At 65.5% G+C, this 20,064-nt stretch carries 18 protein-coding genes; 10 read left to right on the top strand and 8 right to left on the bottom strand.

Features of this window, described 5'->3' with window-relative positions:
• Positions 1-53 precede the first annotated feature (53 nt).
• Positions 54-494 (top strand): YidB family protein, encoded by a 441-nt coding sequence (locus A3CW_RS0118655; protein ID WP_028204922.1) that lies wholly within the window; start codon positions 54-56, stop codon positions 492-494.
• A gap of 111 nt (positions 495-605) precedes the next feature.
• Here A3CW_RS0118655 and clpB read toward each other — a convergent pair whose 3' ends face one another.
• Both clpB and A3CW_RS0118645 read right to left on the bottom strand, forming a co-directional pair.
• Positions 606-3,203, bottom strand: coding sequence for an ATP-dependent chaperone ClpB (gene clpB / locus A3CW_RS0118650; protein ID WP_028204921.1), 2,598 nt, complete (start codon positions 3,201-3,203; stop codon positions 606-608).
• A gap of 241 nt (positions 3,204-3,444) precedes the next feature.
• The gene (locus tag A3CW_RS0118645; RefSeq protein ID WP_028204920.1) at positions 3,445-3,945 is read right to left on the bottom strand and encodes an Rrf2 family transcriptional regulator; all 501 of its coding nucleotides are present in this window, start codon (positions 3,943-3,945) and stop codon (positions 3,445-3,447) included.
• 210 nt (positions 3,946-4,155) lie between these two features.
• Here A3CW_RS0118645 and A3CW_RS0118640 point away from each other — a divergent pair, with 210 nt between their 5' ends.
• Complete coding sequence (locus tag A3CW_RS0118640; protein ID WP_028204919.1) at positions 4,156-4,716, top strand: group III truncated hemoglobin; 561 nt, start codon at positions 4,156-4,158, stop codon at positions 4,714-4,716.
• 98 nt (positions 4,717-4,814) lie between these two features.
• Here A3CW_RS0118640 and A3CW_RS0118635 read toward each other — a convergent pair whose 3' ends face one another.
• The 6 genes from A3CW_RS0118635 to A3CW_RS0118610 form a co-directional block, all read right to left on the bottom strand.
• A complete protein-coding gene (locus A3CW_RS0118635) occupies positions 4,815-5,297 on the bottom strand; it encodes a molybdenum cofactor biosynthesis protein MoaE (protein ID WP_028204918.1) in 483 nt (160 codons plus the stop codon).
• A gap of 19 nt (positions 5,298-5,316) precedes the next feature.
• Positions 5,317-5,574 carry a molybdopterin converting factor subunit 1 gene (moaD, locus tag A3CW_RS0118630; protein ID WP_028204917.1) on the bottom strand — a complete coding sequence of 86 codons (258 nt, stop codon included), beginning with the start codon at positions 5,572-5,574 and terminating at the stop codon, positions 5,317-5,319.
• Positions 5,575-5,587: 13 nt separating this feature from the next.
• Complete coding sequence (locus tag A3CW_RS0118625; RefSeq protein WP_028204916.1) at positions 5,588-6,814, bottom strand: molybdopterin molybdotransferase MoeA; 1,227 nt, start codon at positions 6,812-6,814, stop codon at positions 5,588-5,590.
• 298 nt (positions 6,815-7,112) lie between these two features.
• Entirely contained in the window at positions 7,113-8,564 is a 1,452-nt protein-coding gene (gene thrC / locus A3CW_RS0118620; protein WP_028204915.1) for a threonine synthase, read from the bottom strand.
• A gap of 10 nt (positions 8,565-8,574) precedes the next feature.
• On the bottom strand, positions 8,575-9,906 hold the full coding sequence (locus A3CW_RS0118615) for a homoserine dehydrogenase (protein ID WP_028204914.1): 1,332 nt from the start codon (positions 9,904-9,906) through the stop codon (positions 8,575-8,577).
• A 49-nt stretch (positions 9,907-9,955) separates the two neighbouring features.
• On the bottom strand, positions 9,956-11,194 hold the full coding sequence (locus A3CW_RS0118610; protein ID WP_028204913.1) for a pyridoxal phosphate-dependent aminotransferase: 1,239 nt from the start codon (positions 11,192-11,194) through the stop codon (positions 9,956-9,958).
• A gap of 534 nt (positions 11,195-11,728) precedes the next feature.
• On the opposite strand from A3CW_RS0118610, the gene A3CW_RS0118605 reads away from it, so the two are divergent.
• The 8 genes from A3CW_RS0118605 to A3CW_RS0118570 all read left to right on the top strand — a co-directional run bounded on the left by A3CW_RS0118605 (position 11,729) and on the right by A3CW_RS0118570 (position 19,973).
• On the top strand, positions 11,729-12,103 hold the full coding sequence (locus tag A3CW_RS0118605) for an Mth938-like domain-containing protein (protein WP_028204912.1): 375 nt from the start codon (positions 11,729-11,731) through the stop codon (positions 12,101-12,103).
• A gap of 157 nt (positions 12,104-12,260) precedes the next feature.
• On the top strand, positions 12,261-13,952 hold the full coding sequence (locus A3CW_RS46775) for a glycosyltransferase family 39 protein (RefSeq protein ID WP_035513262.1): 1,692 nt from the start codon (positions 12,261-12,263) through the stop codon (positions 13,950-13,952).
• Positions 13,953-14,078: 126 nt separating this feature from the next.
• Positions 14,079-14,450, top strand: a complete 372-nt coding sequence (locus A3CW_RS0118595) for an SMR family transporter (protein ID WP_028204911.1) — start codon at positions 14,079-14,081, stop codon at positions 14,448-14,450.
• 143 nt (positions 14,451-14,593) lie between these two features.
• Positions 14,594-15,757 (top strand): DegT/DnrJ/EryC1/StrS family aminotransferase, encoded by a 1,164-nt coding sequence (locus A3CW_RS0118590; RefSeq protein WP_028204910.1) that lies wholly within the window; start codon positions 14,594-14,596, stop codon positions 15,755-15,757.
• Positions 15,758-15,946: 189 nt separating this feature from the next.
• Entirely contained in the window at positions 15,947-17,053 is a 1,107-nt protein-coding gene (locus A3CW_RS46770; RefSeq protein ID WP_245623683.1) for a glycosyltransferase, read from the top strand.
• Positions 17,050-18,006 (top strand): formyltransferase, encoded by a 957-nt coding sequence (locus A3CW_RS0118580; RefSeq protein WP_028204909.1) that lies wholly within the window; start codon positions 17,050-17,052, stop codon positions 18,004-18,006. Before A3CW_RS46770 ends, A3CW_RS0118580 begins: the two co-directional genes overlap by 4 nt.
• A complete protein-coding gene (locus A3CW_RS0118575; RefSeq protein WP_028204908.1) occupies positions 18,003-19,052 on the top strand; it encodes a bifunctional UDP-4-keto-pentose/UDP-xylose synthase in 1,050 nt (349 codons plus the stop codon). The genes A3CW_RS0118580 and A3CW_RS0118575 overlap by 4 nt, the downstream gene beginning before the upstream one ends.
• Before the next feature lie 24 nt (positions 19,053-19,076).
• On the top strand, positions 19,077-19,973 hold the full coding sequence (locus tag A3CW_RS0118570; RefSeq protein WP_028204907.1) for a polysaccharide deacetylase family protein: 897 nt from the start codon (positions 19,077-19,079) through the stop codon (positions 19,971-19,973).
• Positions 19,974-20,064: the final 91 nt, after the last annotated feature.

Genomic DNA, 20,064 nt, shown 5'->3' with positions numbered 1-20,064 from the left:
GTCCGATTTACCGGCCGCGTCTCCCGTCGCGGCCATCACTCAGAGAGATCGTCATGAGTCTGCTAGATACCCTCGGTTCCCTGCTCGGTTCGCAGTCGCAACAGCAAGGCGGCGGCCAGGCCCAGCTCCTCGCCGCGGCGATGGAGTTCGTCAACAACCAGCCCGGCGGGCTGAACGGCCTTATCGAGAAGTTCCAGCAAGGCGGCCTCGGCGACATCGTGCAGTCGTGGGTCGGCAACGGCGAGAACCAGCCTGTTTCGGCGGATCAACTGCACAACGTGCTCGGCTCGGATGTCGTTTCGGGTCTCGCCCAGAAGGTCGGCATGCAGCCCGACCAGGTGAGCGGCCTGCTCGCCCAGGTGCTGCCGCACGTGGTCAACGCGGGCACGCCGACTGGCGAAGTGCCGCAAGGCGGCCAGATCAACACCGAGAGTGTGCTCGGCACGCTTGGCGGACTGGCGTCGCTGTTCGGCGGCGGCAACAAGCAGGCATAAGCGCTTCGTTGCGGGAATGAAAAAAGGGCAGCGGATCACTCCGCTGCCCTTTTCGTTTCGGCTCAGCGCGCGCCTGCCGGCATGCGTCTCAGCCGAGGCTTGCTGCTCGCCTTAGTGCACCACGCGCTCGAACACGAACTTGCCGTCGTGCACGCCGACCGGAATCACATCCTTCGGTCCGAACTTGCCCGCGAGGATCAGCTTGGCGACCGGGTTCTCGATCTCCTGCTGAATCGCGCGCTTGAGCGGCCGTGCACCGAACAGCGGGTCGTAACCGACCTTGGCGATCTGGCCCAGCGCCTCGTCCGACACCATGAGTTCCATGTCGAGCTTCTCCAGACGCTCGCGCAGACGCTGCAGCTGGATCTTCGCAATCGACTCGATATTCGAGCGATCGAGTGCATGGAACACCACGACCTCGTCGATCCGGTTCAGGAACTCGGGGCGGAACTGCTGCTTCACTTCGTTCCACACGGCGTCCTTCACCGCTTCCTGCGGCTCGCCCGCCATCGCCTGAATCAGGTGCGAACCGAGGTTCGACGTCATCACGATCACGGTGTTCTTGAAGTCGACGGTGCGGCCCTGGCCATCGGTCATGCGGCCGTCGTCGAGCACCTGCAGCAGCACATTGAACACGTCCGGGTGCGCCTTTTCGACTTCGTCGAGCAGAATCACGCTATACGGCTTGCGACGCACGGCCTCGGTCAGATAGCCGCCCTCTTCGTAGCCCACGTATCCCGGCGGCGCGCCGATCAAACGCGCCACGCTGTGTTTCTCCATGAACTCGCTCATGTCGATGCGGATGAGGTGATCTTCCGAATCGAACAGGAAGCCCGCCAGCGCCTTGCACAGTTCGGTCTTGCCCACACCCGTCGGCCCGAGGAACAGGAACGAGCCGTACGGCCGGTTCGGGTCCGAGAGACCGGCGCGCGAGCGGCGAATCGCATCGGCAACGGCGGTGATGGCCTCGTCCTGGCCCACCACGCGCTCGTGCAGCTTCTCTTCGATCTGCAGCAGCTTTTCGCGCTCGCCCTGCATCATGCGCGAAACGGGAATGCCGGTCGAACGCGACACGACTTCCGCGATTTCCTCGGCGCCCACGAGCGTGCGCAGCAAGCGCAAACGCGTGGGGTTGTTCTGCTCGTTCGCCTCGGCTAGCGTCACCTGCTTGAGCTGCGCTTCGAGTTCCGGCAACTTGCCGTACTGCAGTTCCGCAACCTTCTCGAGCTTGCCTTCGCGCTGGAAGCGATTGAGCTCCGCGCGCACGCGGTCGATCTCTTCCTTGATCTGCGCGCCGCCCTGCACCGCGGCCTTCTCGGTGGTCCAGATCTCTTCGAGGTCCTTATATTCGAGGCTCAGGCGATCGATCTCTTCCTCGATCAGCTGCAGACGCTTTTGCGACGCTTCGTCCTTCTCCTTCTTGACGGCCTCGCGCTCGATCTTCAACTGGATCAAGCGGCGATCGAGCTTGTCCATGGCTTCGGGCTTCGAATCGATTTCCATTTTGATCTTCGAAGCCGCTTCGTCGATCAGGTCGATGGCCTTGTCCGGCAGGAAACGGTCGGTGATATAGCGATGAGAAAGCTCCGCCGCCGCGACGATCGCCGGATCGGTGATTTCCACGCCGTGGTGCAGCTCGTACTTCTCCTTCAGGCCGCGCAGGATCGCGATGGTCGCCTCGACCGACGGTTCATCGACGAGCACCTTCTGGAAGCGGCGTTCGAGCGCGGCGTCCTTTTCGATGTACTTGCGATATTCGTCGAGCGTCGTCGCGCCGATGCAGTGCAGCTCGCCGCGCGAAAGCGCCGGCTTGAGCATGTTGCCCGCGTCCATCGCGCCTTCGGCCTTGCCCGCGCCGACCATCGTGTGAATTTCGTCGATGAAGACGATGGTCTGGCCTTCGTCCTTGGCGATGTCGTTGAGCACGGCCTTCAGGCGCTCCTCGAACTCGCCGCGATATTTCGCGCCCGCGAGCAGTGCGGCCATGTCGAGCGAAAGCACCCGCTTGCCCTTGAGCGTCTCGGGCACTTCGCCGTTGACGATGCGCTGCGCGAGGCCTTCGACGATGGCCGTCTTACCCACGCCGGGTTCGCCGATCAGCACCGGATTGTTCTTGGTGCGGCGTTGCAGGATCTGGATCGAGCGGCGGATTTCGTCGTCGCGGCCGATCACGGGGTCGAGCTTGCCCGAGCGCGCGCGCTCGGTCAGGTCGACGGTGTACTTCTTGAGCGCTTCACGCTGGCTCTCGGCGTCCTGGCTGTGCACCTGCGCGCCGCCGCGCACCGCGACGATCGCGGCTTCGAGCGCCTTGCGCGTCAGGCCGTGCTGGCGCGCGAGACGACCCGCTTCGCCCTTGTCCTCGGAAACGGCGAGCAGGAACATCTCGCTCGCGATGTAGGTGTCGTTGAGCTTCTGCGCTTCCTTGTCGGCCTGATTGAGCAGACCCGTGAGCTCGCGGCCGATCTGCACGTTGCCGTCGGTGCCCCGCACCTGCGGCAAGCGATTGATGGCGTCGTTCAGCGTGTTCTGCAGCGCCTGGACCTGCACGCCCGCCCGCGACATGAGCGAGCGCGCGGAGCCGTCCTGCTGCGCGACGAGCGCAGCCAGCAGGTGAACGGGTTCGATGTACTGGTTATCGTGGCCCACCGCGAGGCTTTGCGCGTCGGCGATGGCTTCCTGGAACTTGGTGGTGAGTTTGTCGATTCTCATTTGATGCGAGACCTCCAGATTTCTAGACTGTCACCAAATTTGAGGGGGGACGCGCCGGTTTCAAGCGCTCTGGCGTCATTTTTTCCGATTTTTTGGATTCAGGCGCGGGCAGCGTCCGTCGTCAATTCCTGCCGAGGCGCGAGAAAACGGGGAAAGCTTGCGAGGCGGCCGCAGCCGCGCGAGGCAGCGCGCCGCGGCACAAAAGAGAAGAAAAAACGAAGAGGTGACGCTGACGCGCCCTTCAATGCTCGCGCGAAGGCGCGGGTCGAGCCGCCTGCGCGCGCGGCATGAACTGGATCGGCGCGAGGCCAAGCAGCCCGGTCAGTTCGCCTGCCGGCTGCGCCAGCTCGCCGATGGTATGGCGGTCGAGTTCCGCGAGAAACGCATCGCGCGCCGCGGCCAGTGCGTGCTTGAGCCGGCACTGCGGCTCGATGACGCAGCTACGCCGGTCGCCATGCTCATCCGGAAAGCAGCCGACGAGCGAGAAGTCGCTCTCAGTCTCACGGACCACCGCGCCAACGCTCAGATCGAGCGAAGCCGGCGCGAGCCGCAAGCCCCCATTACGCCCGCGAACGGTGTCGACCCAGCCAAGCTCGCCAAGGCGCTGCACGACTTTCATCAGATGATTCTTCGACACGCCGTAGGCGTCCGAAATCTCCTGGATCGTGGCCAGGCTGTCGCGACGCAGCGCGAGATACAGCATCACGCGCAACGAATAGTCGGTGTAGTCGGTCAGTCTCATGGCGGTCGCAATGACAGAGGTGGTGCGGGTGACAGAAACCCATACAATAACATGCAGGTAGCATGCAGGTTTTGCCCGGACTGGGTATGATTGTCACTTCGACGGACGCTTCGCAGTGCCTGGCAGCTTGCATGCGGCCCATTGCTGCATCGGGCCGGCGCCTCGCCGCCGACTACACTCCAGGCACTCCAGGTATCACCCAGGCCCCAAATGACTCGCCCCGACACCCGCCCCGCTGCCGCGCTGCACGCCCAGCCGACTGAAGAGAACATCCGTGAACTGGTCTACGCGTTCTACGACCGCGTGCGCGACGACGCCATGCTCGGCCCGGTGTTCGACGGCGCGCTCGCCGGGCGCTGGGACGAACATCTGCCCAAGATGTGCCGCTTCTGGTCGAGCCTCGTGCTCGGCACCAAAAACTACCGCGGCAATGTGCAGCAGGCGCACGATCCGGTGCCCGGCGTCGAGCCGCGGCATTTCAGCCGCTGGCTCTATCTTTTCCTCGATACGGTTCAGGCTCGCTACGAGCCCGCTGCGGCCGTGCAGTTCATGGAACCCGCGTTGCGTATTGCACAAAGCCTGCAACTGAGCCGCTTTGGCTGGGATTACACGATTCCGCCTGAGCAACAGGCGCTTCTCGATCGCGTAGCGCCGCGCAGGCGCCCCGCCGGGCACGGCCATGACTTGCCCACGCGCCCGACCGGCGAGCGGTTTCCGGCCCGTTTCGTTGGCCGCCAGATGGATGTCGACGAGAGCACGCCGGCAGAGTGAGTGCATCTGCTTCAAGCGAAAGGCCGGAATAGGCGGTTAGTTGCGTTAGACAGGGCGCGGGTGAGTTAAATCCGTCGCTTCACTCCGGTGGTCGAACACTAGCTGGATTCCCGCGAAGCATTCCCCGAGGCCACGCCCCAGCGCGCCAGCGCCGTGTCGTCACTCTCGCGGGCATCGACCCAGCGCGCGCCCTGCTCCGTCTCTTCCTTCTTCCAGAACGGCGCCTCGGTCTTGAGGTAGTCCATGACGAACTCGCAGGACGCGAACGCGTCGCCGCGATGCTTCGAGGTGGTCGCGACCAGCACGATCTGGTCGAGCGGCGCGAGCTTGCCCACCCTGTGCACGATCAGCACCTCGATGCCCGCCCAGCGCCGCTGCGCCTGCCCGACGATCGCCTCCAGCGCCTTCTCGGTCATGCCCGGGTAGTGCTCGAGTTCGAGCGAGGCGATCGTGCTGCCGTCGTTCAGATCGCGCACCGTGCCGACGAAGCAGGCCACCGCGCCGATCGCCGGATTGCGCGCGCGCAGCTGCGCCACCTCGCTAGTGAGGTCGAAATCTTCCGTTTGTACGCGCACGGGCATCGTGAGTCTCCTGTGGCGCTCAGCCGCCCGTCACCGGCGGGAAAAACGCCACTTCGCAGCCCTCGGTGATACGCGTGCGCGGATCCGTCATCACGTGATTGCAGGCCATGCGCAGCGCGCGGCCTTCCGCCAGCGTCTCGGCCCACACACCGCCGCGCGTACGCAGCCAGCCGCGCACGTCGCCGACTGTCGCGATGCCGTCCGGCAGCGTGACCGTTTCGTCCGCGACGCCCAGCGCCTCGCGCACACTCGCAAAAAATTTCAACTGGATCTTCATCGCTCGAGGCTTTTCAGAACAGCAATTCGGTGAACGGAATAAAGCGCACGGTCTCGCCGGCGCTGATCGCATGATTGGGCGGATTGTCGATGAGACCGTCGCCCCAGACCGTGGAGGTGAGGACCGCCGAGCTCTGGTTCGAGAACAGGTCGAGACCGCCAGCCGGGTTCACGCGCGCACGCAGGAATTCGTTGCGGCGGTCGCTCTTCGCCTGGGTAAAGTCGGCGCGCAGCGAGAGCGCGCGCGGGCTCACCTGCGTCGCGCCCGCGAGCCGCAGCAGGAACGGGCGCACGAACAACAGAAAGGTGACGAAACTCGACACCGGGTTGCCCGGCAGCCCGATGAAAAACGCCTCGCCGGCTTCCGCGTCCGCCGCCCCCTGCACCCGACGCACCGCGCCGAACGCGAGCGGCTTGCCCGGCTTCATGGCGATCTGCCACAGGTTGATGCGGCCTTCGGCCTCGACGGCGGGCCTCACGTGATCCTCCTCGCCGACCGAGACCCCGCCCGAGGTAAGGATGAGATCGTGGGCGGCGGCCGCCTCGCGCAGCGTTGCGCGCGTGACGTCGAGTTGATCCGGCACGATGCCGTAGTCGGTGACTTCGCAGCCGAGGTTGCGCAAGAGGCCCGTGAGCGTGAAGCGGTTCGAGTTGTAGATCGCGCCGGGCTTGAGCGGCTCGCCTGGCATCGTCAGTTCGTCGCCGGTGAAGAACACCGCGACCTTCACGCGGCGCACGACGGTCAGCGTGGCGCACCCAACCGACGCCGCGAGCCCGAGTGCCGCCGGCGTGAGGCGCGTGCCCGCCGGCAGGATCACCGTGTTCTTGCGGATATCGGCGCCCTGCGCCGTGATCCATTCGCCCGCCTTGGGCGCGTGCAGAAAGGTGACGGCGCCCTGCGCGGCCTCGGTCTGCTCCTGCATCACCACGGCGTCCGCGCCCGGCGGCACCGTCGCGCCCGTGAAGATGCGCGCCGCCGTGCCCGCCGCGAGCGGCTGTGGCGCGTGGCCCGCGGGAATGCGCTGCGAAACCGGCAGATGGCGGCTGCCTTGCGCGAGATCGGCCACGCGCACCGCGTAGCCGTCCATTGCGCTCGTATGCATCGGCGGCACGTCGAGCGGCGAGACGACGTCCGCGGCGAGCACGCGGTTCAACGCGTCGAACGTCGAAATCGTTTCGGTGCCGGCGAGCGGCTTCGCCGCGGCAAGCAGCGCGGCAAGGGCGTCGGCGGTGGAGAGCATCGGCGCGCGCGGCACGGGTGCCGGCGCAGCGGAAGACGGGGACGTAGGCGTGGACATCGAGGTCGTCTCGGACTTGGGCGGCGGGGCCGCCAGCAGCGGTTGGTCTGTCGTTATTGTAGCGGCGCGACCGGCGCGCTGCGCCTGATGCCGTGGATATCCCTGGCGCGCAATCCGTGCGGGTGCGCAGGATCGGCTGGCGTGGTGCCGCGGGCGGATTCGGGCGATCCGACGCCGCGTAAGACCCGAAGCGATGTCGACGCGCCGGGACCGCGAGCCGATCCGGCCCCGGCCGCGTCGATCAGTCCGCCGTGTGAGCGGCGATATAGTCCTTCACGCGCTGGGCGTCGGCAGGCACGACTTCGAAGCGCTGCGGCAGCGCCTCGAGGCCTTCGAACGCCGCCGGACGCTCCGGCTCACGGTCCAGCGCTTCGCGAATCGTCTCGCCGAACTTCACCGGCTGCGCGGTTTCGAGCACGATCATCGGCACACCCGGCTGCAGGTGTTCGCGGGCGACCTTCACGCCGTCGGCCGTATGGGTATCGATCATCGTCTTGTAGCGCGAGTAGATGTCGCGAATCGTGGCGATGCGGTCGTCGTGGCTGCTGCGGCCCGAAACGAAGCCGAACTGCTTCACGCGCACGAAGTCGCCGCTCGCCACGAGATCGAAACCGCCCTTCTCCTCGACGTCGCGGAACAGCTGCGTCACGCGCGCCGGATCGCGGCCAAGCAGGTCGTACACGAAGCGCTCGAAGTTCGACGCCTTCGAGATGTCCATGCTCGGGCTCGTCGTGTGATACGTCTCGGCCGAGCCGCGCACGCGATAAATGCCGGTGCGGAAGAACTCGTCGAGCACGTCGTTCTCGTTGGTCGCGACCACGAGCTTTTCGATTGGCAGGCCCATCATGCGCGCGATATGGCCCGCGCACACGTTGCCGAAGTTGCCCGAGGGCACCGTGAACGAGACACGCTCGTCGTTCGACGTCGTCGCCGCGAAGTAGCCGGCGAAGTAGTACACGACCTGGGCCACGACACGCGCCCAGTTGATCGAGTTGACCGTGCCGATCTTCTGCTGCGCCTTGAACGCGTGGTCGTTCGAAACCGCCTTGACGATGTCCTGGCAGTCGTCGAACACGCCTTCCACGGCCAGGTTGAAGATGTTCGGGTCCTGCAGGCTGAACATCTGCGCCGTCTGGAACGCGCTCATCTTCTTGTGCGGCGAAAGCATGAACACGCGCACGCCCTTCTTGCCGCGCATGGCGTATTCAGCCGCGCTGCCGGTGTCGCCCGACGTCGCGCCGAGAATGTTCAGCTCCTGGCCGGCCTTCGCGAGCGCGTACTCGAACAGGTTGCCGAGCAGCTGCATCGCCATGTCCTTGAACGCGAGCGTCGGACCGTTCGAGAGTTCGAGCAGCGAAAGCTGCGCGCCGTTTTCCTCGCCGAGCGTGGTGAGCGGCGTGATCTTGCTCGCGTCTTCGCCATGGCGCACGTTGCGGTACGTCTCGCCCGTGTAGGTGCGGCGCGTGATGTCACGCAGGTCCTCGGCCGGAATGTCGCCGGCGAACTTCGAGAGGATCTCGAACGCGAGATCCGCGTACGACAGGCCGCGCCAGCGCGCCAGTTCTTCCTTGCTGATCCGCGGATAGTCGGCCGGCAGATACAGGCCGCCGTCGCGCGCGAGGCCGCCCAGCAGGATGTCGGAAAACGAATGATGCTCGCCGGCGCCCGCGCCGCGCGTAGATACGTAATTCATAGCCCTTGCCTTAGTTCAGTCCTTCCATACGCAGCTTCGTGACCTGCGACTTCACCGTCGCGAGCTTTTCGATCTGCGCGATCGCCGCGTTGACGTTCTTCTCGAGCGTCTCGTGCGTGATCAGGATGATGTCGGTTTCCGCCTTGCCTTGCGCGTCGACCTGCTCGGCTTCCTTTTGCAGCAGCGCGTCGATCGAGATGCCGCTGTCCGCCAGAATGCGCGTGATGGCCGCCATCACGCCGGTCTGGTCCGCCACCCGCAGGCGCAGGTAGTAGCCGCTCGTGACTTCGTCGATCGGCAGGATCGGCGTGTTCGAGAGGCTGTCCGGCTGGAACGCCAGATGCGGCACGCGGTGCTCGGGGTCGGCCGTGTGCAGGCGCGTCACATCGACGAGATCGGCCACCACGGCGGATGCCGTTGGCTCGGCGCCCGCGCCCTTGCCGTAGTACAGCGTCGTGCCCACGGCGTCCCCGTGTACGACCACGGCGTTCATTGCGCCTTCCACGTTGGCGAGCAGGCGCTTGGCCGGAATCAGCGTGGGATGCGTGCGCAGCTCGATGCCGCGATCGGTGCGGCGCGCGATGCCGAGCAGCTTGATGCGATAGCCCAGTTCTTCCGCGTACTTGATGTCGATGGCGTCGAGCTTGCTGATGCCTTCCACGTAGGCCTTGTCGAACTGCACGGGCACGCCGAACGCGATCGCGCTCATGATCGTGGCCTTGTGCGCGGCGTCCACGCCTTCGATGTCGAAGGTCGGATCGGCTTCGGCGTAGCCCAGTTCCTGCGCGGCTTTCAATGCGGTCGCGAAGTCGAGCCCGCGCTCCCGCATTTCCGAGAGGATGTAGTTCGTCGTGCCGTTGATGATGCCGGCGATGTACTGGATGCGGTTGGCCGTGAGGCCTTCGCGCAGCGCCTTGATGATGGGGATGCCGCCCGCCACCGCCGCCTCGAACGCGACCATCACGCCCTTGGCGCGCGCCGCTTCGAAGATCTCGGTGCCGTGCACCGCCAGCAGCGCCTTGTTCGCCGTGACGACATGCTTGCCGCTGGCAATGGCGCGCAGCACGAGATCCTTGGCGAGCGTCGTGCCGCCGATCATTTCGGCGACGATCGAAATCGAAGGATCGTCGACCACGGCATTGAAGTCGGTCGTCAGCTCGACGCTGCCGGCTTCACTGCCGAGCGCCACCGTGGCCTTGGCCGGGTTGCGCACGGCAATGCGCGCCACCTCGATGCCGCGGCCCGCGCGGCGTTTGATTTCTTCCTGGTTGCGGCGCAGTACCGTGAAGGTGCCGCTGCCCACCGTGCCGAAGCCCAAGAGACCTACTTTGATCGGATCCATGCAGCGTGTGTTCGTCCAAGTGTTTGAAAAGGGAATGCGTGTGACTGGCTCAGGTGCCGTGCCGCTGCCGATAACCGTCGAGGAAGCGCGCGATGCGGTTGATCGAATCGGTCAGGTCGTCGACGTTCGGCAGGAACACCACGCGGAAGTGGTCCGGCTGCTTCCAGTTGAAGCCCGTGCCCTGCACGAGCAGCACGCGCTCCTGCAGGAGCAGATCGAGGATGAACTGCTGGTCGTTCTCGATCGGATAGAGCTTCGGGTCGAGGCGCGGGAACATGTACAGCGCCGCCTCCGGCTTCACGCAGGTCACGCCCGGAATGGCCGTGAGCATGTTGTATGCGAGTTCGCGCTGGCGATACAGGCGCCCGCCCGGGTGGATCAGCTCGTTGATGCTCTGGTAGCCGCCCAGCGCCGTCTGGATCGCGTACTGGCCCGGCACGTTCGCGCACAAGCGCATCGAGGCGAGAATGCCGAGCCCTTCCGTGTAGTCCTTCGAGCGGCGGCGGTTTTCCCCCGTCATGCCCGAGAGAAACATCCAGCCCGCGCGGTAGCCGCACGCGCGATAGCTCTTCGAAAGGCTGTTGAGCGTGACGGTGATCACGTCTTCCGAGAGCGAGCCGAGCGCCGTGTGCGTCTTGTCGTCGTAGATGATCTTGTCGTAGACCTCGTCGGCGAACAGGATCAGGCCGTGCTCGCGCGCGATCGCCACGAGCCCGCGCAGCAGGTCGTCCGAATAGAGCGCGCCGGTCGGGTTGTTCGGGTTGATGACGACGATCGCGCGCGTGTTCGGCGTGATCTTCGAGCGGATGTCGTCGAGGTCCGGCATCCACGCGTTCGACTCGTCGCAGATGTAGTGCACGGGCGTGCCGCCCGAGAGGCTCACCGCCGCCGTCCACAGCGGATAGTCGGGCGCGGGCAGCAGCACTTCGTCGCCGTCGTTCAGGAGCGCCTGCATGGCCATGACGATCAGTTCGGACGCGCCGTTGCCGATGTAGATGTCGTCCAGCTCGACGCCCTTGACGCCCTTTTGCTGCGCGTAATGCATGATCGCCTTGCGCGCGGCGAACACGCCTTTCGAATCCGAATACCCCGAGGAGCCCGGCAGGTTCAGGATCATGTCCTGAATGACCTCGTCGGGCGCGTCGAAACCGAACGGCGCGAGATTGCCGATGTTCAGCTTGATGATGCGATGGCCTTCTTCTTCGAGGCGCTTCGCGTGCTCGAGCACCGGCCCGCGGATGTCGTAGCAAACGTTCTGCAGCTTGTTGGATTTGAGAATCGGTTTCACGGCGGGCTATCGGTCAGAGAAGCGGTCAGAGAATCAGTCAGGGCGTCAGAGGCGAGTCAGACGCGGTAAAAGGGCTGGAACAGGCTGAAATGCCGTTGGCCGGCCGGCGGATGGCGCCTTGGCGGACAAGACAGGCAAGGGAGCCGGAGGGAGCCCCCTGCGGGACAAAAGCCGTGCACGATTGCGAGGGGAGTGCGGAGTGCACACGACGCTTCGGAACAAAGCGTGCGCTGGCCAACCCGACCACCCCCAATACCGCCCCGGCAGCTTGTGGCTGCCCTCGCCCGATGCGCGGATGGCGCACGTAGCGGCCTGCCGGCGCGGTCTACCCGCGGGCGCCGCCGCAGCGGCGGCTAAAAAGCTATAATTTAGCGGATTTTGACCAACTTCCGCAATGCGCAATCGGCCAGGAGGCGGGTCGCGAAGCGGGTGACAAGGCGGGCTGCAAAGCCGTTCGCGCCGAGTCCGGCGTCGGCACAGGATATGCGCCCCCTCGCTTGCGCACCCGACCTGCCCTTACCCCGGAACCCCGTTTTGAAACTACACCAGGACTCCAGCGCCGCGCTGAACACCGTGACCGGTTACGGCGCCGACTATGTCGAAGTGAACCTCGAACGCCATACGGGCAGCATCATCGTGATGCCCCAATCGCCGGTCACCCCCTGGCCGGTGCAGGCGTTCGACGCCCTCACGCCCGAACTCTTCGAGATGCTTCTCCCGCTGAACCCCGAAGTGGTCGTCTTCGGCAGCGGAGAGCGGCTGCGCTTCCCGCATCCGCGCCTGACTGCGGCGCTCGCCGCGAAGCGTATCGGCGTCGAGGCGATGGACTTCAAGGCCGCCTGCCGCACCTACAACATCCTCATGGCCGAAGGCCGCCGCGTGGCGGCCGCGCTTCTGATCGAAAGCTGACGCGCCTTAAGCTTGCCATCAGGTCGCCGCGCAGCGGCGTAGTACACTTGCGCGCCGCGTGTGAAGCGCGCGCCGGACCTGGCCCGCATGCCGCGCGCGGCCAATGCGCGCTCCGCACCTCGACCGCAACGACTGCAACAAGAACAGGCTGAAACCCATGAACGATACGCCATCGAGGCTACCGCTCAACCGCAGCGCGATCCTGCTCCTGATCCTCGCCCTCGCCGTGATCTGGTTCCTGCCGCTCGGCTGGCGCCACCTGCTGCCGAGCGACGAAGGCCGCTACGCCGAAATGGCGCGCGAAATGCTCGCGAGCGGCGACTGGATCACGCCGCGCTACAACGGCTACAAGTACTTCGAAAAGCCCCCGCTGCAAACCTGGATGAACGCGCTCACGTTCGCGTGGTTCGGCATCGGCGAGTGGCAGGCGCGTCTCTACACGGCGCTCACCGGCTTCGCGGGCGTACTGGTGATCGGCTTCACCGGCGCGCGCGTATTCAACGCCGCCACGGGCTTCTTCGCCGCGGTCGTGCTCGCCTGCGCGCCGTACTGGAACCTGATGGGCCACTTCAACACGCTAGACATGGGCCTCGCGTTCTGGATGCAGCTCACGCTGTGCGCGCTGCTGCTCGCGCAGCGCCCGAACCTGCCCACGACGCACGCGCGCCTGTGGATGTGGGTGTGCTGGGCCGCCATGGCGATGGCGGTGCTGTCCAAGGGCCTCGTCGGCCTGATCCTGCCGGGCGCCGTGCTGGTGCTCTATACGGCGGTCTCGCGCGACTGGGCGCTCTGGAAGCGCCTCTATCTCGTGAGCGGCCTGATCGTGTTCTTCGCGATCGTTTCGCCGTGGTTCATCCTCGTGCAGCAGCGCAACCCGGAGTTCTTCAACTTCTTCTTCATCGTCCAGCAGTTCCAGCGCTACCTCACGCCCGCGCAGAACCGCCCCGGCCCGTTCTACTACTTCGTGCCGGTCATGCTGGTGGGCTTCCTGCCGTGGCTTTCGGTGAGCGTGCAGAGTGTGCGCCATGCGCTGCGCGCGCCGAGTCAGCCCAACGGGTTCTCGCCCGTCATGCTGATGCTCGTGTGGACGGTGTTCATTTTCCTGTTCTTCAGCGCCTCGCACTCGAAGCTCGTCTCCTACGTCCTGCCCATCGCGCCGCCCATTGCGCTCATCATCGGCATGTATCTGCCGGTCATGACGCGCGCCCAGTGGAACAGGCACCTCGCGGGCTACGCGCTGTTCGCCGTCGTGCTGATGGCGGCTTCGTTCGTGCTCACGCGGCTTGGCGACGCGCGCAATCCGAACGCGCTCTACCGGGCGTTCCAGGTGTGGGTGTTCGCCGCGGCCGCGGTCGCCTTCGTCGTCACCATGGTCGGCCTGCGCCTGAACCGCGCGAAGCGCACGCCCGAAACCGGCGCGCGGGTGCCGGCGATTGCGCTCGGCACCGCGTGGCTGCTGCTCGCGACCATTGCGGGCACGGGCCACGACGTGTTCGGCACGCTGAGTTCCGGCGCGCCGCTCGCGCCCGCGGTGCGCGCCGCCATTGCGAAGCTGCCGCCCGACACGCCGTTCTACTCGGTGGGCGTGCTCGACCACACCATGCCCTTCTACGTGCGCCATACGATGACGATGGTCGAGGTCACCGACGAGCTGGCCTTCGGCATCTCCGAGGAGCCACAAAAATGGGTGCCGACCATTGCCGACTGGGAGGCGCGCTGGAAGTCCGACCGCTATGCGCTCGCGCTGATTCCGGTGAAGCGCTACGAAGAACTGGCCGCGCAAGGCCTGCCGATGCAGGTGATCGCCCGCGACGCGCGGCGCGTGATCGTCGAAAAGCCGCAATCCTGAGCGCTTGCTGGCCCCCTTCCTGGCCCCGATTGACGCATGGGCGATAATTGGGCCGGCCGCGCAGGCCCGCGCCGGCGCGGGCCTGCGCCCGCCCCAACCCGATAACCCGTTGAACCACCCTTTCCGATGAATCCGATTTCCCTCATCTGCATCCTCGCCGGCGTCGGCCTCAACGCGTGTGCGCAACTGTTGCTGAAAGCGGGTGTCAATGCCGTTGGACACTTCGAATTCAGCCGTGCGAACATCTTGCCCATTGGCCTGAAGCTCGCGACACAAGTGCCGATTCTCGGCGGCCTCACCTGCTACGTATTCAGCGTGGTCGTGTGGATCGTCGGGCTCTCGCGCGTAGACGTCTCGATCGCCTACCCGATGCTCTCGCTCGGCTACGTGGTCAACGCGTTCGCGGCGTGGTATCTGTTCGGCGAGGTGCTGAGCGTGCAGCGGCTCGTGGGTATCGGCATCATCCTGATCGGCGTGTTCGTGCTGGCGCGCAGCTAACGCGCCGCGGCGCGCGCTTCCGGCGCGCGTGGCAAGGCCGCTTGCAGTGCGGCGCATTGCGCCCATATAAGCATTTCGTAAGATGCGCCGCGGCAGCCCTGCTGCCCGGCCCCACTTTCTGACGAACAAAGAGCAAGGCACTCATGACCCAGTCATCCCCGCAGTCGACCCTTCCGTTCCTGCCGTTCGTGCGCCCCGAAATCGACGAGGAAACCATCCAGGGCGTCGCCGACGTGCTGCGCTCGGGCTGGATCACGACCGGCCCGCAGAACCAGGCGTTCGAGGCGGCGCTCTCCGAATACTGCGGCGGCCGTCCCGTGCGCACCTTCAACTCGGGCACGGCCACGCTCGAAGTCGGTTTGCGCATTGCCGGCGTGGGTCCCGGCGACGAAGTCATCACCACGCCCGCCTCATGGGTCGCGACCAGCAATGTGGTCTATGAAGTCGGGGCGACGCCGGTGTTCGCCGACATCGATCCCGTCACGCGCAACATCGACCTCGACAAGCTCGAAGCCGCCATCACGCCGAAGACCAAAGCCATCATCCCGGTCTATCTCTCGGGCTTGCCCGTCGACATGGACCGGCTCTACGCGATCGCCCGCCAGCACAAGCTGCGCGTGATCGAGGACGCCGCACAGGCGTTCGGCTCGAGCTGGAACGGCAAGCGCATCGGCGCGATCGGCGACATCGTCTCGTTCAGCTTCCACGCCAACAAGAACCTCACGTCGATCGAAGGCGGCGCGCTCGTNCTCAACGANGAAGCCGAGGCCGTGCTCGCGCAGAAGTACCGCCTCCAGGGCATTACACGCACGGGCTTCGACGGTATGGACTGCGACGTGCTTGGCGGCAAGTACAATCTCACGGATGTGGCGGCGCGTGTCGGGCTCGGCCAGCTCAAGCACATCGAGCGCTTCATCCGGCAGCGCCGCGAGCTTGCGCGGGCTTACTTCGCGGGCTTCGAAGGCGGCGCGGCGGTTAAGCTCGGTGTCGGCCTGCCGCTCGCCGATTTCGCCAACAGCAACTGGCACATGTTCCAGATCACGCTGCCGCTCGACAAGCTCGCGATCGACCGCGCCGGTTTCATGGGTGAACTCAAGGAGCGCGGGATTGGCTCGGGCGTGCATTACCCGGCCATCCACCTCTTCACGCTCTACCGCGAGCGTGGTTTCAGGGCGGGCATGTTCCCGCACGCGGAGCGCTTCGGCGCGAGCACGGTCACGCTGCCGCTCTTCACGCAGATGAGCGAAGCCGACGTGGCGCGCGTGTGCAGTGCAGTGAATGAGATCTGCACAAAGTTTGCCAGGTAACTGGCAAAACAGGCAGTAACGGAAGTCGGGGACTGGATGGAGCCGCCCTGACGGGCATGGGACCAGAATAAGCGCTAAAGCGCCAACGCTGGTCGACACAGGGGAAACGCAGGCGGACGGCGCAGCGCACGCGCCGCCGATTTGCGCATGCAGCAAACCGAAGCATCCAATAACGGAATCGACGCACACATGAGTCAAACGGAACAAGTCACCTTGACCCCGGACACGCCGGAAGTCTCGGTCATCATTCCGGTCTACAACGAGGAAGCTGGCCTTCCCGCGCTGTTCGCGCGCCTGTATCCGGCGCTCGACAAGCTCGGCACCTCGTACGAAGTGATCTTCATCAACGACGGCAGCCGCGACCGCTCGGCCGCGATGCTCGCGGAGCAGTTCCGCGCGCGGCCCGATACCACGCGCGCGATCCTGCTCAACGGCAACTACGGCCAGCACATGGCGATTCTCGCGGGCTTCGAGCAGGCCCGCGGCGAGATCGTCATCACGCTCGACGCCGACCTGCAAAATCCGCCCGAGGAAATCGGCAAGCTCGTCGAGAAGATGCGCGAGGGCTACGACTACGTCGGCACCATCCGCAAGCAGCGCCAGGACAGCCTCTGGCGGCGCAAGGCCTCGCAGGCGATGAACCGTCTGCGCGAGCGCATCACGCGCATCAAGATGACCGACCAGGGCTGCATGCTGCGCGCGTACAACCGCCGTATCATCGACACGATCAACCGCTGCGGCGAAATCAACACCTTCATCCCGGCGCTCGCCTACACGTTCTCGCAGAACCCGGTCGAGGTCGAAGTGGCGCACGAGGAGCGCTTCGCGGGCGAATCGAAGTACTCGCTCTACAGCCTCATCCGCCTGAATTTCGACCTCGTGACGGGCTTCTCCGTCGTGCCGCTGCAGTGGCTCTCGTTCATCGGCGTGATCCTCTCGCTCGGCTCGGCAGGCCTCTTCCTGCTGCTGCTGATTCGCCGCTTCATCCTCGGCGCGGAAGTGCAAGGCGTGTTCACGCTCTTCGCCATCACGTTCTTCCTGCTCGGCGTGATCATCTTCGCGCTCGGTCTGCTCGGCGAGTACATCGGCCGCATCTACCAGCAGGTGCGCGCGCGTCCGCGTTACCTGATCCAGACGATCCTCGAGGAGCGCAATGGCCGCGCCGTCGCCGAGACGCCGCGCCAGGATTTCATGCAGGCCGCCGCATTCGCGCAGCCGGCTGAACCCGCGCGAGCGGCAGGCGCTGCTGCACGGCCCGCGACCACGAACCCGGCCAACGAAGGAGCCGGCCAATGAAACCGCGCGCCGTAGTCTTCGCGTATCACAACGTGGGCGTGCGCTGTCTGCAGGTGTTGCTCGCGGGCGGCGTCGACGTTGCACTCGTCGTCACGCATGAAGACAGCCCGACTGAAAACATCTGGTTCGGCAGCGTGAAGTCGGTGGCCGAAGAGCATGGCATCGAGGTCGTCACGCCCGCCGACCCGAAGAGCGCCGAACTGCGTGCGGCCGTTTCCGCGGCGCGCCCGGACTTCATCTTCTCGTTCTACTACCGGCACATGCTGCCCGTGGACCTGCTCGCCCTCGCCGGGCGCGGCGCGTACAACGTGCACGGCTCGCTGCTGCCGAAATACCGCGGCCGCGTGCCTACGAACTGGGCCGTGCTCAACGGCGAAACCGAAACGGGCGCCACGCTGCATGAAATGGCCGCGAAGCCCGACGCAGGCGCGATCATCGCGCAAACCCCGGTGCCGATCCTGCCAGACGACACCGCCGCGCAGGTCTTCGACAAGGTGACGGTCGCCGCCGAGCAGACGCTCTGGCGCGTGCTGCCTGCGCTGATCGCGGGCGAGGCGCCGCATCTGCCGAACGATCTCACCCGGGGCAGCTACTACGGCGGGCGCAAGCCCGAGGACGGCCGCATCGATTTCGGCGAAAGCGCGCAGCATGTGTACAACCTGATCCGCGCCGTCGCGCCGCCCTATCCGGGCGCGTTCACCGACATCGGCAACGAGCGTTTCGTGATTGCCCGCGCGCGTCTCGTGCGCCCCGGCTCGCAAGACGCCGAAAGGGTCCGCCCCCTCGCCGGATTGCCCGCCGGCATCCACGTAAGCGATAATGCGCTTTTCGCCGTCTGCGGCGACGCACGCGCCATCGCGATCCACGAACTGCGGCATGCGCATGACGGTCAGGAGACCGTCATCAGCCCCGCCGCGTTCTCCGAACTCATTTCATCTGTCCCCCGTCCATGACCAAAAAAGTTCTGATCCTGGGTGTGAACGGCTTTATCGGCCACCACCTCTCCAAACGCATCCTCGAAACCACGAACTGGGAAGTGTTCGGCATGGACATGCAGACGGATCGCCTCGGCGACCTCGTCAAGCATGAGCGGATGCACTTCTTCGAAGGCGACATCACGATCAACAAGGAGTGGGTCGAGTACCACGTCAAGAAGTGCGACGTGATCCTGCCGCTGGTCGCCATCGCGACGCCCGCCACCTACGTGCAGCAGCCGCTGCGCGTGTTCGAGCTCGACTTCGAAGCGAACCTGCCGATCGTGCGTTCGGCCGTGAAGTACCGCAAGCACCTCGTCTTCCCGTCGACGTCGGAAGTCTATGGCATGTGCCCGGACGAGCAGTTCGACCCGGACGCCTCGGCGCTGACCTACGGCCCGATCAACAAGCCGCGCTGGATCTACGCGTGCTCGAAGCAGCTCATGGACCGCGTGATCTGGGGCTACGGCATGGAAGGCCTGAATTTCACGCTGTTCCGTCCGTTCAACTGGATCGGCCCGGGCCTCGACTCGATCTACACGCCGAAGGAAGGTTCGTCGCGCGTCGTGACGCAGTTCCTCGGCCATATCGTGCGCGGCGAGAACATCAGCCTCGTGGATGGCGGCGCGCAAAAGCGTGCGTTCACCGACATCGACGACGGCATCGAAGCGCTCATGAAGATCATCGAGAACAAGGACGGCGTCGCCACGGGCAAGATCTACAACATCGGCAACCCGACCAACAACTTCTCGGTGCGCGAACTCGCGCACAAGATGCTCGCGCTCGCCGCCGAATTCCCGGAATACGCGGAAATGGCGAAGAAGGTGCAACTCGTCGAAACGTCGTCGGGCGCGTACTACGGCGCGGGCTATCAGGACGTGCAGAACCGCGTGCCGAAGATCGACAACACGAAGCAGGAACTCGGCTGGGCGCCGAAGTCGACGTTCGACGAAGCGCTGCGCAAGATCTTCGAAGCGTACCGCGGCCACGTGGCCGAAGCGCGTGCGCTCGTCGAGCAACATTAAGCGCTAGAGAAAGGACTTCGCCACTTGGCCCGCATCGTCCTGAAAATCGATGTCGACACGCTGCGCGGCACGCGCGAAGGCGTGCCGAATCTCGCGCGCATCTTCGACCGCTACAAGGCGCGCGCCACGTTCCTGTTCAGCCTCGGCCCCGATCACACGGGCTGGGCGCTGCGCCGCGTGCTGCGGCCGGGCTTTCTCAAGAAGGTCTCGCGCACGTCGGTGGTCGAGCACTACGGCGTGAAGCAGCTGATGTACGGCGTGCTGCTGCCGGGCCCCGACATCGGCGTGGAAGCCGCGGCGGAAATGCGCGCGATTCACGAAGCCGGCTTCGAATGCGGCATCCATACATGGGATCACGTGTACTGGCAGGACAACGTGCGCAAGCGTGACGCGCAATGGACCGCGCGCCAGATGCAGAAGAGCCACGACCGCTTCACGCGCATCTTCGGCACGCCGCCCGTCACGCACGGCGCGGCGGGCTGGCAGATGAACGAGGCCGCCTTCGAGCAGATCGACACGTGGGGCATGCGCTACGCCTCCGACGGGCGCGGTCATTCGCCCTACCGTCCGGTGGTGGCGGGCCGCACGCTGAATCACGTGCAAATGCCCACCACGCTGCCCACGCTCGACGAGGTGCTCGGCGTCGATGGCGTCGATACCGATACGGTTGCGGCATGGATGCTCAAGCGTACCGAAAACAACCCGCACGACCAGGTCTTCACGCTGCACGCCGAACTCGAAGGCCAGAAGCTCGCACCGGTGTTCGAGCAGCTGCTCGCCGGCTGGCGCGCGCAAGGCCACACGTTTGCCACGATGGGCGACTATCATGCGACGCTGGACCCGGATTCGCTGCCATCGTACCCTGTCACCTGGGGCGAGATCGCCGGCCGCTCCGGCCAGCTGATCGTTCAGCCCGACTGAATCCGCCGCCTGCGCGCCGCTCAGTGCCTGCCAGGACCCTCGCCCGCGCAACGCCCCCGCCGCGGGCGGCACGCCGTCCCGGCGAAACGGC

This window comes from Paraburkholderia nodosa DSM 21604, assembly GCF_000519185.1.
GTDB lineage: Bacteria > Pseudomonadota > Gammaproteobacteria > Burkholderiales > Burkholderiaceae > Paraburkholderia > Paraburkholderia nodosa.
Note: the sequence above shows the minus strand (reverse complement) of the source record. Positions and strands in the feature narration are given on the sequence as shown.

Bases quoted from the DNA above. Each gene is read 5' to 3' on its own strand.
- A3CW_RS0118655 (WP_028204922.1), top strand. From the start codon at position 54: ATGAGTCTGCTAGATACCCTCGGTTCCCTGCTCGGTTCGCAGTCGCAA.
- clpB (WP_028204921.1), bottom strand. From the start codon at position 3,203: ATGAGAATCGACAAACTCACCACCAAGTTCCAGGAAGCCATCGCCGAC.
- A3CW_RS0118645 (WP_028204920.1), bottom strand. From the start codon at position 3,945: ATGAGACTGACCGACTACACCGACTATTCGTTGCGCGTGATGCTGTAT.
- A3CW_RS0118640 (WP_028204919.1), top strand. From the start codon at position 4,156: ATGACTCGCCCCGACACCCGCCCCGCTGCCGCGCTGCACGCCCAGCCG.
- A3CW_RS0118635 (WP_028204918.1), bottom strand. From the start codon at position 5,297: ATGCCCGTGCGCGTACAAACGGAAGATTTCGACCTCACTAGCGAGGTG.
- moaD (WP_028204917.1), bottom strand. From the start codon at position 5,574: ATGAAGATCCAGTTGAAATTTTTTGCGAGTGTGCGCGAGGCGCTGGGC.
- A3CW_RS0118625 (WP_028204916.1), bottom strand. From the start codon at position 6,814: ATGCTCTCCACCGCCGACGCCCTTGCCGCGCTGCTTGCCGCGGCGAAG.
- thrC (WP_028204915.1), bottom strand. From the start codon at position 8,564: ATGAATTACGTATCTACGCGCGGCGCGGGCGCCGGCGAGCATCATTCG.
- A3CW_RS0118615 (WP_028204914.1), bottom strand. From the start codon at position 9,906: ATGGATCCGATCAAAGTAGGTCTCTTGGGCTTCGGCACGGTGGGCAGC.
- A3CW_RS46775 (WP_035513262.1), top strand. From the start codon at position 12,261: ATGAACGATACGCCATCGAGGCTACCGCTCAACCGCAGCGCGATCCTG.
- A3CW_RS0118595 (WP_028204911.1), top strand. From the start codon at position 14,079: ATGAATCCGATTTCCCTCATCTGCATCCTCGCCGGCGTCGGCCTCAAC.
- A3CW_RS46770 (WP_245623683.1), top strand. From the start codon at position 15,947: ATGAGTCAAACGGAACAAGTCACCTTGACCCCGGACACGCCGGAAGTC.
- A3CW_RS0118580 (WP_028204909.1), top strand. From the start codon at position 17,050: ATGAAACCGCGCGCCGTAGTCTTCGCGTATCACAACGTGGGCGTGCGC.
- A3CW_RS0118575 (WP_028204908.1), top strand. From the start codon at position 18,003: ATGACCAAAAAAGTTCTGATCCTGGGTGTGAACGGCTTTATCGGCCAC.